This window comes from Pseudomonas maumuensis (genome assembly GCF_019139675.1).
GTDB classification, from domain to species: Bacteria; Pseudomonadota; Gammaproteobacteria; order Pseudomonadales; family Pseudomonadaceae; genus Aquipseudomonas; species Aquipseudomonas maumuensis.
In genome coordinates, this window is record NZ_CP077077.1 from 4,889,839 (window position 1) to 4,904,428 (window position 14,590).

At 58.5% G+C, this 14,590-nt stretch carries 12 protein-coding genes and 1 tRNA gene; 4 read left to right on the plus strand and 9 right to left on the minus strand.

Annotated elements, in window-relative coordinates; all coding sequences use genetic code 11:
* Positions 1-72 precede the first annotated feature (72 nt).
* From KSS90_RS21840 to KSS90_RS21855, 4 genes are all read right to left on the minus strand, one after another.
* Complete coding sequence (locus KSS90_RS21840) at positions 73-1,281, minus strand: PAS domain-containing sensor histidine kinase (protein ID WP_225933104.1); 1,209 nt, start codon at positions 1,279-1,281, stop codon at positions 73-75.
* Positions 1,274-2,086 carry an alpha/beta fold hydrolase gene (locus tag KSS90_RS21845; protein ID WP_217867238.1) on the minus strand — a complete coding sequence of 271 codons (813 nt, stop codon included), beginning with the start codon at positions 2,084-2,086 and terminating at the stop codon, positions 1,274-1,276. The genes KSS90_RS21840 and KSS90_RS21845 overlap by 8 nt, the downstream gene beginning before the upstream one ends.
* A 347-nt stretch (positions 2,087-2,433) precedes the next feature.
* A complete protein-coding gene (locus tag KSS90_RS21850) occupies positions 2,434-2,919 on the minus strand; it encodes a PIN domain-containing protein (protein WP_217867239.1) in 486 nt (161 codons plus the stop codon).
* Entirely contained in the window at positions 2,900-3,967 is a 1,068-nt protein-coding gene (locus KSS90_RS21855) for a helix-turn-helix domain-containing protein (RefSeq protein WP_217867240.1), read from the minus strand. The genes KSS90_RS21850 and KSS90_RS21855 overlap by 20 nt, the downstream gene beginning before the upstream one ends.
* Positions 3,968-4,179: 212 nt before the next feature.
* Here KSS90_RS21855 and KSS90_RS21860 point away from each other — a divergent pair, with 212 nt between their 5' ends.
* On the plus strand, positions 4,180-4,776 hold the full coding sequence (locus tag KSS90_RS21860) for a transglycosylase SLT domain-containing protein (protein WP_038706804.1): 597 nt from the start codon (positions 4,180-4,182) through the stop codon (positions 4,774-4,776).
* A gap of 144 nt (positions 4,777-4,920) precedes the next feature.
* On the opposite strand, the gene KSS90_RS21865 is transcribed toward KSS90_RS21860, so the two are convergent.
* The 3 genes from KSS90_RS21865 to KSS90_RS21875 all read right to left on the minus strand — a co-directional run bounded on the left by KSS90_RS21865 (position 4,921) and on the right by KSS90_RS21875 (position 7,916).
* Positions 4,921-5,151 carry a hypothetical protein gene (locus tag KSS90_RS21865; protein WP_046854186.1) on the minus strand — a complete coding sequence of 77 codons (231 nt, stop codon included), beginning with the start codon at positions 5,149-5,151 and terminating at the stop codon, positions 4,921-4,923.
* Positions 5,152-5,763: 612 nt separating this feature from the next.
* Positions 5,764-7,506 carry an ATP-binding protein gene (locus KSS90_RS21870; protein ID WP_217867241.1) on the minus strand — a complete coding sequence of 581 codons (1,743 nt, stop codon included), beginning with the start codon at positions 7,504-7,506 and terminating at the stop codon, positions 5,764-5,766.
* A gap of 179 nt (positions 7,507-7,685) precedes the next feature.
* Entirely contained in the window at positions 7,686-7,916 is a 231-nt protein-coding gene (locus KSS90_RS21875; RefSeq protein ID WP_217867242.1) for a hypothetical protein, read from the minus strand.
* A 969-nt stretch (positions 7,917-8,885) separates the two neighbouring features.
* Here KSS90_RS21875 and KSS90_RS21880 point away from each other — a divergent pair.
* Together KSS90_RS21880 and KSS90_RS21885 are read left to right on the plus strand one after the other, a co-directional pair.
* A complete protein-coding gene (locus KSS90_RS21880; RefSeq protein ID WP_217867243.1) occupies positions 8,886-11,435 on the plus strand; it encodes an AAA family ATPase in 2,550 nt (849 codons plus the stop codon).
* A gap of 307 nt (positions 11,436-11,742) precedes the next feature.
* Positions 11,743-12,300, plus strand: a complete 558-nt coding sequence (locus KSS90_RS21885) for a hypothetical protein (protein WP_217867244.1) — start codon at positions 11,743-11,745, stop codon at positions 12,298-12,300.
* A 309-nt stretch (positions 12,301-12,609) separates the two neighbouring features.
* Here the strand turns inward: KSS90_RS21885 and KSS90_RS21890 are convergent.
* Both KSS90_RS21890 and KSS90_RS21895 read right to left on the minus strand, forming a co-directional pair.
* Positions 12,610-12,685, minus strand: a tRNA-Thr gene (locus tag KSS90_RS21890).
* A 58-nt stretch (positions 12,686-12,743) separates the two neighbouring features.
* Complete coding sequence (locus KSS90_RS21895) at positions 12,744-13,154, minus strand: pilin (RefSeq protein WP_217867245.1); 411 nt, start codon at positions 13,152-13,154, stop codon at positions 12,744-12,746.
* 227 nt (positions 13,155-13,381) lie between these two features.
* Here KSS90_RS21895 and KSS90_RS21900 point away from each other — a divergent pair, with 227 nt between their 5' ends.
* Complete coding sequence (locus KSS90_RS21900; protein WP_217867246.1) at positions 13,382-14,590, plus strand: type II secretion system F family protein; 1,209 nt, start codon at positions 13,382-13,384, stop codon at positions 14,588-14,590.

Sequence of the window (14,590 nt, forward strand, 5' to 3'; positions counted from 1 at the left end):
TCGCCCTTCATCCAGAAGACAATATCTGCATCAACGCTGCGGGCCCTGCGCGGCAGGGAAGAGCGTGGGAGATTATTGTTGCTGCCCGTCAACGGCAGCAACAGTGCCGGGCAAGGCCCCCCTGGCCGGCAACCAAACAGTGAAGGTAGTGCCATAGGCCGCATCCGAGCGCATGCCGATCCTGCCGCCATGCGCCTCGGCAATCTGCTTGACGATGAACAAGCCCAAGCCCACCGAGCGCAGCGGATCCTCGCGCTCACTGCCCCGCGTCATCGGCTCGAACAGCGTCGGGATCAACGCATCAGCAATGGCCGGCCCGTGATTGTGAACGCTCAAGGTCGCGCCTTCATCCTTCAAGTCGGTGGTCACGGTGATCGGCAAGCCCGGGTCGCCATAGGCCACGCTGTTGGCGACCAGGTTGCCGAGCATCTGCTGCAAGCGGTCCTGGTCCACCTCGAAGGTGCCATGCCCGCGCGAATAATGGCGAATACTGGCCTGGGCGAAGGCCACCCTGAGCTCGCTCACGCACTGGTCCACCGCCTGGCGCAAATCGACCTGCTGACGCGTCACGCGGATGCCCTGCCCTAGCCTGACCGAGGCGAAGTCCAGCAGGTCGACGATCATCCGCTGCGCGCGGTCGGCGGCACTGCCGATGCTACCCAGCAAGCGCCGGGCCCGGTCGCTGTCGGCATCACGCTCGAGCAGTTGGGTCGCCATCTTGATGGCCGTCATCGGGTTCTTCAGGTCATGGCTGGCGACCGCGACCATCTGCTCGGCGAGGACGGCGCGGCGCTCGGCGTTTTCATAGGCAGCGGCAAGTTCGGCCTGTGCCCGTTGCAGGGCGGCCTCGGCGCTGACCTTCTGCGCCAGCAGCTCTTCGGCGCGCTGCATGGCCACGAGCGCCGCACGTTCGTTGCGATCCCGCTCACGGGTGCCGACCAGCGCCAGGTGGTAGCGCACCCCCTCGGCGGTTTCACGCCGCACCCCGTTGAGCAGCATGGCCAGCAGGTGCCCATCGCGATGGCGCAGCTCGAGCTTCACCTCCGACACCGAGCCCTGCAGGTTCATCAACGGCCCCCAGTGCGTGAGCTGGAACGCCCGCCCCGCAGCCGTCAGCAGCTGATCGAAACTGCGCGCCTGCAACGCCGCCGGGTCATGCCCCAGCCACTGGCTGAACGTCTGGTTGCAGCGCAGCACGGTGCCATCCGCGGCCATGACGACCAGCCCGCACGGCGCGTGCTCGAACAACGACTCATCGAACAACAAGGCAGCGTCATTCATGGCCAAACCCATGCTTTGAGAAGAAGGCATCCATCGCCGCCGCGCAGGCCCCTGGGGCGCTCAGCTGCGGGTAATGGCCCATGTTGTCGATAAGGCTCAGCTGGCTGTCGGGGAGCACGCGATGCAGGTACTCGCCCACGGCCACCGGCACCACCGGGTCGCCCGTACATTGCACGATCAGCGTCGGCACCGACAGGCCGCTGACCTCCTGGCGGTGGTCGCAGAGGAAGATGACCCGGGCAAAATGCCGGGCGATCTGCGCGTCGGTGCGGCAGAAACTGCTGGTCAGCTCCGCCTGCAGCAACGGTTGCCCTGGCGTGCCCATCAGCGTCGGGGCCATGGAACTGGACCAGCCGAGGTAGTTGTCATCGAGGGTGGTGAGCAGCGCCTGGATTTCATCCGGCGCAAAGCCACCGGTGTACCCCGTCGAATCGATGTAGCAGGGCGAGCCGCCGATCATCACCAGCCCGGCAATCCGCCCAGGCCGCTGACGCTCCGCCAGCACGCCGATCATCGCGCTCACCGAGTGCCCGACCACGATCACCGGCCCCTCGGCGTACGCATCGATGAGCTCGTTGAGGTCCGTGGCATAGCCCCAGAGCGACGCATATTTTTCCGCCGTGTAGGCCGCAAGGTCGGACTGACCGGCACCGACCAGGTCGTAGCTGACCACGCGAAAGCGCGTGACCAGATGAGGCAACAGGCAGCGCCACATCGACTGATCGCAGCCGAAGCCGTGCGACAGGATCAAGGTGGCACTGCCGTTGCCAGCGACGTGCACGTTGTTACGCTTTTGCAGGGTCATTACCTATCCCGATGTCGTGCAACGTTGTGCTGAGCAGTGCCGAGCGGTCCATGCTGCTGGTGAGAATAGTCGAGGCGTGGGGCGGGTGGCTTGGATTGGTCGGCAGGTTGGGGCGGCCAATGGAGCAGCGGTGCGCGGGGCTCGACGTCACGGGCGCACCGGGTGGATCAGGGTTGAACTGGTGGACACCATACGCGATATGGGTGGAAAGAGGGCGGATTCTGCGGCAAATAGCCGGGCGAACAGCGAGTTCAGCATTAGCGGCTCGGGAGCAGGATCGTGGAAGAGGACTTGCCCCACGATTGGGTCGACGAAAACCAACACGCGCGAGCTCAAAAAGACATCACTTATCGATAAAAATCATCCAGCCGTTGATGAGCAACTACCCATGGCAGGCGCCGCGCATTTGCCTGCATCCGCATATAGGCATCATGGGCCTGATCAACAGTGATCACCCCCTCTCGAACAAGCTCCTCAACCACCCAGAGCGTCCCCTTCACCTCAACGTTCTCCAGCAACGCCGCTTTGCGCAACGCCTCATCACCGGACAGCAGCGGGCATTTCTCCTGCCTGGCCAGCGCCAGGGCGAAGCAATCATTACGACTAGGCCCCCTGACCCGGCCAACCAACTCCACGGCGTAAAGCATGGTGGCAGCGTTGAGTTCAGCCAACTTGAGCCCTAGGCCCATCAGATGCCCATGCTGGGCTTCGAGCTCATCGAAGTAGAGGATATCTGGCACAGTGAACTGGTAAGGCAGCGTGAAGAGTTGAGCCAGCAGCTCGCCCTCTTCAAGGTCGATCAGGATGTTGGCATCACTGATGAGCAGCTGCATCCAGTAACTCCAATTTACGCGCCTGGTGGAACTGATAGACCGTCATGCCTAGCAACTCCGCCGCCTTGGACTCACTGAGGATCCCCTCCCCCAAGGCGCGATAGACCAGTTGCTGGAACAACCGCGTGGTTTCCTGCCGATACGCTGGTCCTGGCTCCTGCTTGCGCCAGCCCTGTTTGACGAACACCATGAACAGCCGCTCACGCACCGCCTGCGGGATGATCTCCAGGTCGCCAGCGCGATACAGGCAGCCCTGCATGCTGAGGCCAAATTCCGCCTTGAGCAGATACAACTCGCGCACCTCCAGCATGTGACGCTTGTTGCCCAGATGCTGCCGCATGGCGCTGGCCGGCACCAGCAATGCCGAGGCAAAACGGTTACAGGCCTTTTCCTCATCCAACCCCTCGGCCAACCGACCGTGCATCAGCAGATGGCCGAGCTCGTGGGCCAGGGTGAAACGCTGCCGGTCCCCCGGCCAGTCAGCCGACACCACGATGACCGGCTGCCCCGCCACGCTGGCCTGCAGGCCATCGAACTTCGCCTGCGCATCGACCTGGGTGATGATCACCAGAATCCCATGCGTCTCCAGCACGTCGATCAAATCGGGTATCGGGCTAGACCCCAGCCCCCACAGCTGCCGCACCTGGTCTGCCAGGTTGTCGACCGCCTGTAACGATTCCAACTGCGCAGGCAGCCCCGCCGGCGCGCTGAAGGCCTGCACGGGATAGTCCGGCCATAGGTTGATCAGCTCTTGCCAGCGCTCCGCCTGATCCAGCACATCAGCCTCGATGCGCTTCAGGATCGCCTTCGGCGTGCTGCAACGCTTGCGATATTCGACCCCCGCCAGCTCGACCTTGGCCGGACGGAAGAAATACTCGGCGCGCACCGACAGCGCCTTGCACAAACGCACGAGCACGCCAGAACTGGGCATGCTCTGATCATGTTCGTACTTCTTGATCATGTTGGCGCTCACGCCCACCTGCTCACCTAGCGCCTGCATCGACAGGCCAGCAGCAGCGCGGGCACGTTTGAGCCGCTCGCCGATCATCGGCGGCCTCCCTCGGTTTACGAAAAATAGAAATTCCAAAGAAATATAAACCTGATAACACTACCCGTCGAGACTTGGGCGACGACCGTTCTAGCGAGGCCGTGCCAAGGACTGGGCCAGTCACACTCGCCCGCTGATTCATCTGCGTCTCAAAAGAATGTATAAAGCGTCAGCGCCCTGCGACCCCGACGTCCGCACAAGGAAACCCCTCCATGCTTCGGCTCACCATGCCGGCCCTGCTCCTGGCTGTAGCCGGCTGTGCCACCAAGCCTCCCGCCAACCCCGAGAACCTCTGCGAGATCTTCCGCGAGAAGCCGAAGTGGCACGAGGCGGCGTTGAAGATGCAGGCGCGCTGGGGCGCCCCGGTGCAGGTGCCGATGGCGATGATGTACCAGGAGTCCTCGTTCAAGCACGACGCCCTGCCGCCGCGCTATTACTTCCTCGGCTTCATCCCCTGGGGCCGGGTCAGCACCGCCTACGGCTACGCCCAGGCCAAGGACGAGACCTGGGCCGACTACAAGCGCGAAGCCGGCGGCTGGGGCGCCGCCCGCGACGACTTCGCCGACGCCCTCGACTTCATGGGCTGGTACATGCAGAAGAGCCAGCGGGTGAATGGCACGTCCAAGTGGGACGCCTATGGCCAGTACCTGAATTACCACGAAGGCTGGGGCGGCTACCGCAACCGCAGCTACGACGCCAAGCCGTGGCTGAAGAACGTGTCGCAGAAGGTGCAGGCGCGGGCGTCGGTGTTTGGGGCGCAGTATCGGAGTTGTGAGCAGGAACTGGCTCGGGGTGGGTGGTTCTGGTAGGCGCTGATTCGGGGGTGATGAAACACCGGGCGAGCGATGCGTTGCTGACCGGGCACGCTCTTGCAAGACGCGATGGTTCAAGTGGAGTCCGCTCAGGACACACCCCGCAATAGGGCCGCAAAGCGGCCCCGATGATGTGCAGCATCAGCCTGTAGAAACACCCTCTTCTTTCATCACCTCCAGCTTGCCGAACTGCTCGCTGGCCAAGCGGCTGATGATCCGGATCGCCTGGTGAATGCCCGCTGTGTTGCGAAAGCTCAGTTGCGGGTTGTGCTCGCACTCGAGCACCTCGTCATGCTGGACCAGCGCCTCACCTAGCAGTTCGAGGGTCCAGACGTAGCTTTGCAGGGTAGACATGCGTTCGTGGTCAGTCATGGGGCACCTCGCGATTGGCGCGCTCGGCGAGGGACTGGCTGTCGATCGGGTAGAAGGTTGGGGATGGGGTGGCCGCACGGGTTGGGCGGCGGAGAGCGGATGCGAGGATCCTGTACAGATTTGCGATGAGCATGCATGAGGTCCTTTTCGGTTAAAGCACCACACCATCGTCGCCAAACGAATAGGGTGGCAGCTGTACGCAGGTTGGCGAACCGAGGAAAAGGAACCCGGCAGACCCGAAGGTCTCCCACGCACAGCCGCCATTACACGGAACTGCGGACACAAAAAAAGCGCCTGCAATCGTGATCGGGGCGCCGTTGCGCCTTTTTCGGTCGGGTCGCCAAACCCGGTCGCGGAAGTGGCCGCGACGGAGGGAATTTATTCCTTGGGGGCCGCTTATGCAAGCTTAGGATGCTTGGGAAAAGGCAATGGAGACTGCGGGAAATTGCCTACATCGTAGAGAGCGGGCAGTCGGCCTGTCATGAGACAGGCCCAACCTCACCACCTAGAGCTGAATCGGAGAAAGACACCCAGTGCAGAAACAGTAATAGTATCTAAATAATCTAAATTAAATGGTTAGTATTCTTCAGCGCAAGATTCTGTGCGGACGCATCATACTTTTTCAACTTGCCATTTAATCTGACGCCGCGCTGTGGCGATGACATCTGCGAACAAAAGACACCTTACGTTCGGTTCCACATAATGCACAGGGTAATCATGCGACCTCCGACCGCCTAGCATCAAGACAGTTATCGGCTTCGCTGTATACTTTGCAAATTCATGTCTATATTTTGTAGCTTGCTGGTAATCCTCATGGTTCAGAGCATGGGAAGGTCTCTTGAACTCGATGAGCAAGTACTCACCATTCAAATTCTCGTTGAGGAGGAGGTCTGGTCGATCAGCACCAGACCTACCTTGGTAAGTCACACCTAAGTATTCCTCAACCTGCCTCTTGAGCCCTTCGTTAGAGCTAAATGCAGTGTATTCCGCCCCAATGATCCAGAGAGCCTTTTCGATAGCTTTGTGAACCGTAGCCTCAAGACAGGACTTGTTTTCTACCAAGCTTTCCAACCAGTCGAGGAACGCTAGTCGAGCCTTTGCCTGCTCCACGAGGATAGCCATATCCGCGAGACCAAACTGCTCCAACGCCTCAGCGATTGCTGCAACGTCTGCCTTCTTCGCTTCGGCTAGATGTTCAATTACGGCTGCGTAGTCAGAGCGCTCTATGGCCTGAAGCACCACAAATGCGATTGCCTCGACCTTGTGCTCAGGCTCGTCGTAGTACTTGTCTAAGACCTTCTTGATAGCCTCCTCAGCAAACTGACGTTTGTGCTCAGGAAGTTTCGACATGCTCAGGTTCAACGCCTTTTTCAACCTGGCGTGCGCGAGCTGCATCTCCTGGGCATGAGATCGATGGAGCGCCTCCTTCACCGTCTGCTGGACATATTCAGCGACCCGCTGGTAGCTCTCGCTGTTCTCAATTACAGAGTCCCAACCGGCTGTGATGTAGTCCCTCAAGCCATCTGCATTGATTTCACCATAAAGCTTGCGCAGCAGCTTCGGCGGAACGTCATCGCATCCATCCAATCCAAAGAAACCGGGTTTACCGATGGCCTTACCATCGACGAGCAGCGTGATGCCTGGCTGTCGTAACCCCGCCTTCTTGTTGCTGATAGAAAAACGTAGCGATACGTTGCCCGCTGATGGCAGCGACTCGGATTCTTCTTTGTAGGTTCCTTCGAGGTCATCGATACCTAACGGCTTTCCATTGATGATGATGGCAAAGCCAGGTTGCCGGCCATATTCCTTGATAAGCTCTTGCCGAAGCTGGATAGGATTTGGGTAGCTGAGATCTTGTCGGAGATGCGAAAGGTGGATCGAAGTGCCATGCTCTCCTTCCCCACAGCTCGACACTGCTAACTCGATGGGAAGGTGCTCAATGTCAGCAGCCTGCTGAAGGCTGTCGACGCTCAAGGTGAATGACGCGGACTGGCCACGAGCCCGAGTGCTCAGGGTCATCACCGACGCAGCCATTAGACCAGCGAATTTCCCGATGCCCTTTCGACCTTTAATGACCCTCTGCTTTCCTAAAGTCCGCTCCCCTCGCCTGAGACGGCAATCGGATGCGATCTTCATGTACTGAGATTTCAGCTCGATCACAGTCATGCCATTGCCGTTGTCGTTGACGACGATGGGTTGATCGCTCAAGGGTTCCGGTAGAACGATGACGACTTCGTCTGCATCGGCATCCCATGCATTATCCACCAGCTCCTTAAGAGCTTTTTCTGTCGAAGAGTAACCCTGCCCTAGCAGAGTGGCCAGACGCGCATCGACCTGGAAATTGGCTTGCTCCATCACTCATCCTTGGATCCAATAATGGATGGCAATTTAATATTGCAATGCAGAGCATGTCACTACCCTTCGATCAGCTTTGACAGTCAAAGGTTTGCCCACTCCTAAGGGCGAGAAAGTGGCGACGGATCAGGGCATACCACGCAGTAGGGCCGCAAAGCGGCCCACGATGATGCCCTGCATCAGTCTTCGGAAACACTCTCGTCTTTCATCGCCTCCAGCTTGCCCAACTGCTCGCTGGCCAACCGGCTGATGATCCGGATCGCCTGGTGAATCCCCGCCGTGTTGCGGAAGCTCAGCTGCGGGTTGTGCTCGCACTCCAGCACCTCGTCATGCTGGACCAGCGCCTCGCCCAGCAGTTCGAGGGTCCAGACGTAGCTTTGCAGGGAAGACAGGCGTTCATGGTCAGTCATGGGGCGTCTCCCGGTTGGCGCGGTCGGCAAGGGACTGGCTGTCGATCGGGTAGAAGGTTGGGGATGGGGTGGCCGCACGGGTTGGGCGGCGGAGAGCGGATGCGAGGATCCTGTACAGACGTCTGATGGTCATGCATGAGACTCCAAGTTAGGTTGGAACCACCACGCACTGTCGCCAAACAATGGGTGGCAGCTGTACGCAGGTTGGCGAACCGGGAACTTGGAACCCGGCAGACCCGAAGGTCTCCCGCGCACAGCCGCCATGGCACGAGGCTGCGGACGCAAAAAAAGCGCCTGCAATCGTGTGGGGCGCTGCTGCGCCAAGTTTATCCGGGTCGCCAAACCCGGTCGCGGAATTTGCCGCGACTGGAGGGGAATTTATTCCTTGGGGGCTTCTAGTGCAAGGTTCTTGGAGATGGGAAATGGCGATTGGAAGCGTAGGAAATGGCTTGCACGACGGGGCTGGGTGGCAACAGTACGTGGGTTGGCCGACCGGGACGAAAGGAACCGGCACACCGGAGGTGTCCCACATACTGTCGCCATGATAGAAACGTGCCCGATATGGAAAGCCCCACGTGTGGAGGGGGGTGGCAGCTGTACACAGATTGGCGAACCGAGGAAAAGATAACCCGGCAGACCAGATGGTCTCCCGCTCACAGCAGCCATGTCACAGCAGACTCGTGCAGGTTAGCTACATCTGGAAATTAATGAGGCCTGCTGAGATAGCTAGAAACAAACGTCCGCGCTGCAAGGACGGCGGTAACTTCTAAGTGCTGGTGCGGAGACAGGAGTCGAATTAGGGACCTATAGACCCAGTTTTTATTGACCTTTGTCCACTATAGATCCGAACCGTATACCTAACCATATACCCAAAATCCAACTCACCCTCCCCTCCGCCTCGGAGGAGAGTCATAGCGCTAATGGCAATGTGCTCTATAGTGACTGAGTCATCAGGGAGGGGTGGTCAAAATGGCTGCGCATAGTGATGCAACAGGTTATCTTTTAGCTCACCGAGATTCGGTCAAAGAAGCATGGTTTCACGCGGTGTGTGAAGCCGCAATCAACTCAGACGGAGGCAACCTATCTCCAGATGAGCTTGAGCGCCTCTGGAGGCTGTTTTGCGGCCTGGAAACCTTTGCACCTGCGGCAGCTACTCCCCCGGCGCTGAAGGCATATGCACGCGACGCAATCCAACCGTTCCATCTGGAGAGTCTGTCGGACTTCTCCGGATTCAAGAAGTTAGGCGGCATGCTAAGGTTGGATCTATCGAAGCGTATCACACTAGTGTTTGGTCGGAATGGCGCAGGGAAATCGAGCCTATGCCAGGCATTTAAAATCTTGGCAAATCCTGAGAAGCCGAAAGAGCCCCTGAATAATGTTCGTTCTGCTAGCAAGGTTCTTCCGTCCTTTAGCTATAAGCTACGGGGCGGCTCTGTACAAAATTGGACAGAGCTGGACGGTTTTGGTGGCCAGGCTCAGGCTCTGAAATATTTTGATTCCGCAGTTGCATACAAACACGTCAATAGCTCTATCTCACCAGAAGCTGTCGTGGAGTTGAGTGCGTTCCGACTAGAGTGCTTCGATTATGCACGTGAGTATTTGAAGCAGTTTCAGGCTTACGGTGGATCTAAAATTACGGAGTACCGGCAGGATGTCGATAGGAAGATTGCCGAAATTAAGCTGGCCGTTCATGCAGTTATAGATACAAATACTGGGGTTTTTAAGGATTGGAGTGCAACCAATTGCGAGCCTATGCTTTCTTGGATAGGGACGGTGAGCTTTGGTGAAGAAAAGCGCCTGCAAAAGGCAGAAAAGCAGGCACGGCTAGATCAGCTTAAGGGTGCGTCGAGCGCCGAGGGGCAACAAGCCCTCACTCTGAGGAAAAGCCTGTTAGGCCAAGTAAAACAATCATTGGCCAATTTCGTTCAGCAGTGCGGGGGGTTTTCATACTCTGCCTACAATCAGATTCTGCTCTCAATCCAGCAAAAGCAGGCTGCAAGCATTGAGCTTGCAGGTGCTGTATTTTCCAAAGACCTGGATGTGGCAGGCCAGCAGAAGCTTCTCTCTGCAGCTGCTGCATTGCGGCCATTTGTTCCTGCTGAAAACTGCCCGCTGTGCCGTCAGACCCTAGAGAGTGATGCTAAGGCCCTCTTCTTGGCCTTCCATAATCACTTGATTTCAACGGTTCAAACGGAGCTATACGCCCTAAATACTAAACAGCAGGCTGAGCACTCCAAGAAAAGAATGATCGAGGGCTTCGCAGAGATAAATTACTCACAATATTCGAATGTGTTGAATGCCGATTTCTTGCGTGCAGCCTCGGATCTGATCACCTCAGTCAAAGCCTCATTGCAGGCACCTCTAATTGATCAGGCTGCGCTCGATGCTTACTCTCGTTACGCCGAGCTGAGTACTTATACCGAAGCGGTTAATACAGAGTACAACAAGGCGGACTCAGCTTTGACGTTAGCGTCGAATGGGTTGCAAGCGCTGAACGGGGAGATTTCAAAGCTCACAACAGAAATTGGTGTACTGAGCATCGATGAAACCGCATCTTCCGTGCGCCCTCAAATCGAAACGATTTGCCAAAACTCGATTTCCTTTGCTGGCATCGCCAATGTGGTGGAGTCCTATAACTTCACATCACGCCTGTCCGCGCTGACCGCGCGAAAGAAGGATGCGCACGCAGCACTCGTTCTAGGTTCGTTTGTACCGTATTTGGATGGAGAGTATCGCCGTCTCTGTGGTGCCTCGCTGGAACAAATTGGTGTCCGCCTGGCCAACCAAGGAGCTGATACGATAGTTCTTCCGAAAATAGGAGATGAACTGGTGAATCGCGTGCTGAGTGAAGGCGAGCTTAAGGTTCACGCACTTGCCTTGTTCATGTGTGAGGCGAGCGTCGCACCGCACCAAGTCCTGATTCTGGATGATCCAGTCACCAGCTTTGACTACAACTATATCTCTAATTTTTGTGAGCGCCTGCGTGACTACGCGAAGGATAATGCACAGTCGCAACTGATCGTATTGACACACAATTGGGACTTCTTTGCGAACCTCCAGAATACGCTAAATGGTTCAGGCCTGAGTGGCGCCTTCTCCGTGCAGGTGCTGGAAGACTGTGCGACGATATCTGAGTACGTAGAGAAATGGGAGGAACTATGTGAGCAAATTGATGGCTACATTGGCCCACAAGTCGAGATCAGTCCTGATGAAAAGTCCAAGCTTTCTGCTCTGCTAAGACGCTTGGTTGAGAGGTTAACGAACTCCTACGTATTCAATGAGCAACGTCACCAGTACAAAATCAGAACCTTGCAGGTTTCCAACTTTAAGGATTTCGTGAAGTTGGTGCCATTGCTTCCGACAGAGGCGGACAGGCTTAAGGACTTATACGCTAATCTGAGCCCGCTTGAGCATGATGATGTGCGCAACTATTACTCCACCAAATCCATCTATCAATTTGGCACCTGGTACGATGAGATTAAATCAATAAAGAATGCAGTTGAGGGACGGCGCACCTAACGTGCAACGTCCTTGGCAGATGGCGGTGCGGCTTTATCTATTGGTCAGTCGCCCGCATCAGAAAGCTCGCGGCCAAGAGGAATGAAGTACCCAGAGCTAGCTTGCACAGCGAAAAAGAGCGAAAAAGGGGACGAAAAAGGGGACAGGCCCAAGATTTATTTTCTCGCTTCGCAGTAGGTAAGCGAATCATTCAGGTCGTTCAGACGCACACGGCCGAGGAAGCACCACAGGGAAACACTCGGCAAATGTTCTCCAAGGAGCCCTGCCTCCATTTTTCCTTACCATAGCGGCCAGCAAAGGAGCCGCCGTGGTCACCACCCCCTCCCCCATTTTCAAGATGAAACCAGCCGCCCTCGTGGAGCACCCCACGGGCGGCATCGTCTTTGGCGTGATCCCTCCGATTTCAGCCATGAGTCTCAACCTCGCTGAGGGAAGGGTTTACGTCAAAGTCGGCCAGCATCACCAGGGCAAGGGCGTTCGAGCAAGTGGCCATGGGCTTCTGCACATCTGGCATGGCAAGAAAGCGTTTCTACGCAAAAGGGGGATCAAAAGCCCGGACCAACTGGCGGCTTTCATCGCATCACTCATGGCAAGGGGCACCGAGATCTACCACGACGCCAGTCATCCTCTAGCGGCTAAAAAGCGCATCACACTGTTGCGAACGGTAGACGGGACGCTGGCGCTAGAGCCGCGGGAAGGAGATCGCGTACTCGGATTCCACTACTCGGTAGTGACCTGGACGCCCCAACCCACTCCACGAGAAACCAAAGTCGGTGAAATCATGATTGATTGGGCAAAAGAAAAGGCGACCCTTGTGGGGTCGCCTTCGGATGTTAATGAGGCTGTAGTCGCAGCAATTCTTTAGTTTCCGGATCTACGATCCTTAAGGTCAGAACCCAGTCAAATCAACGGCCATATGGTGGGGCCTATCGACTGTCCCTACGTCAGTGAGTGCCAGCTTCACTGCTGCCAGATTCGGGGGGCCAATTACTGGCAAGCCATGCCCAAACATGCGCGGTTGCAGTCCTCGGTGCTCATTCTCGAAGATTTGCCTGGATAGGTCAAACCACCGGCACTCGGTAATTTGTTTCAGCGGGCAACTCGATTGCCCTGGACCTATCGCCTTTTTCGAGGCACAAAAAAGGCCTGCATCGCTGCAAGCCTTCTTGATATCTGGTGCCGGAGACAGGAATCGAACCTGCGACCTTCGCGTTACGAGTGCGCTGCTCTACCGACTGAGCTACACCGGCGTGTTGCGCAACGTACCACTGCCGTGTCGGTTACGCAAACCCCTGTTTCACCTCACTTTCATTGCACCGTGCAGCCGTTGGGCGCGAGGTCTTCCTCCACCGTGGTCACGCAGGTCCAGCCTGCCTGGGTACGCGCCAGGGTCACGGTCTTGCCCAGCACATTGGCCGGTGCGTCGGCCAGGGTGCAGGCGATGCTGGCGGTGCCGTCGGCCGCCGTGCCGCTTGCGGTGATCGCGCAATGGGCGGTGGTAGGCTGGCCGCCGAGGCTGGCGACGTCGGGCACGTCCTTGCCTTCGTTCAGGCTGATGTCCATCGGCGTTTTCAGCGCGGAGATTTCCAGCAGCGCCGCCGCGGCTTTGGCCCTGGCCTGGTGGTTGGTGTACATGGGGATGGCGATGGTCGCCAGGATGCCGATGATCGCGACGACGATCATCAGTTCGATCAGGGTGATACCTCGTTGCCCTTTCATGAACGGTCTTCCTTCGTAATACATGGAGGCGCGGTCGGCGCATGTTCATCTTTTCGGCGCCCCGGCCGGCAGGCGCGCAGTAGGCCTGAACCGACACCTTTTGTCACCCCTGCACGGCAGGGCGTCATCTTCGCTGAACTACTCTAGTGAGCGTCATGGAAACGCGCCCGCCCTCGGGCCCGGCAAGCTGTTACGGGGCTTGTCGCCGCACTGCAAAGGACCTTCGCATGCCACCGTCTACCCGCCTCTACGCCTGGGAGGGCATCGATGCCTCCGGCGCTCGTCAACACGGCCAGCAACCGGGGCGCAGCCCGGCGTTCGTGCAGGCCTGGCTGCAACGCCAGGGCATCCGGGCCACGCGGGTGAGGTTGGCGGGTGGGTTGCAGTGGCGCTGGCCGCAGCGGGCGGGCAAGGCGGATGCGCCGGGGTTCAGCCGCCAGCTGGCGACCTTGCTCACGGCGGGGGTGCCGCTGTTGCAGGCGTTCGAGGTAATGGCGCGCAGCACGGTGAACAGCGCCATGGCGGCGTTACTGGCGCGGTTGCAACAGGATGTGGCGGCGGGGTTGGGTTTGGCGGATGCCTTGCAGCGTCATCCGGCGTGGTTCGATGCGCTGTACTGCAACCTGGTGCGGGTAGGCGAGCAGTCGGGCACGCTGGACCGGCAGTTGGAGCAGATGGCGACCATGCTGGAGAAACGCCAGGCGCTGCGGCAGAAGGTGCGCAAGGCGATGCTGTATCCGGCGCTGTTGCTGCTGACGGGGTTGGGGGTGGCGGCGTTGTTGCTGCTGGAGGTGGTGCCGCGGTTCCAGGGGTTGTTCGCCAGTTTCGACAAGGCGCTGCCGGCGTTCACCCAGTGGGTGATCGATTTATCCACAGGGCTGGGCAATCACGTCGGGTGGTTGGTGCTATTGATAACAGCGCTGGGATTTGGCATGCGGGCGTTGTACCAACGGCATCTGCCGGCGCGCCTGTGGATATTGCGCGGGGTGTTGCGGGTGCCGGTGGTGGGCACCTTGCTCGGGCAGGCGGCGTTGGCGCGCTTTGCCCGCAGCCTGGCGACCTCTTATGCCGCCGGAGTGGCGTTGCTGGATGCGCTGGCCACGGTGGCGCCGGTGAGTGGGAACAGCCTGCACGAGCGGGCGATCCTCAAGTTGCGCCAGGACGTGGCCGGCGGCATGGGGCTGCAGCAGGCGATGGAGGCGGATGCGCTGTTCCCGCCGCTGTTGCGCCAGCTGGTGGCGGTGGGCGAAGCCAGCGGCACCCTCGACCGGATGCTGGACAAGGCCGCACTGCATTACGAAGAACAGGTGAGCCAGGCGCTGGAGCAGTTGACCACGCTGCTGGAGCCGGCCATCGTGCTGATCCTCGGGCTGCTGGTGGGGGGCCTCGTCGTGGCGATGTACTTGCCGATCTTCCAGTTGGGTAGCCTGATCTGA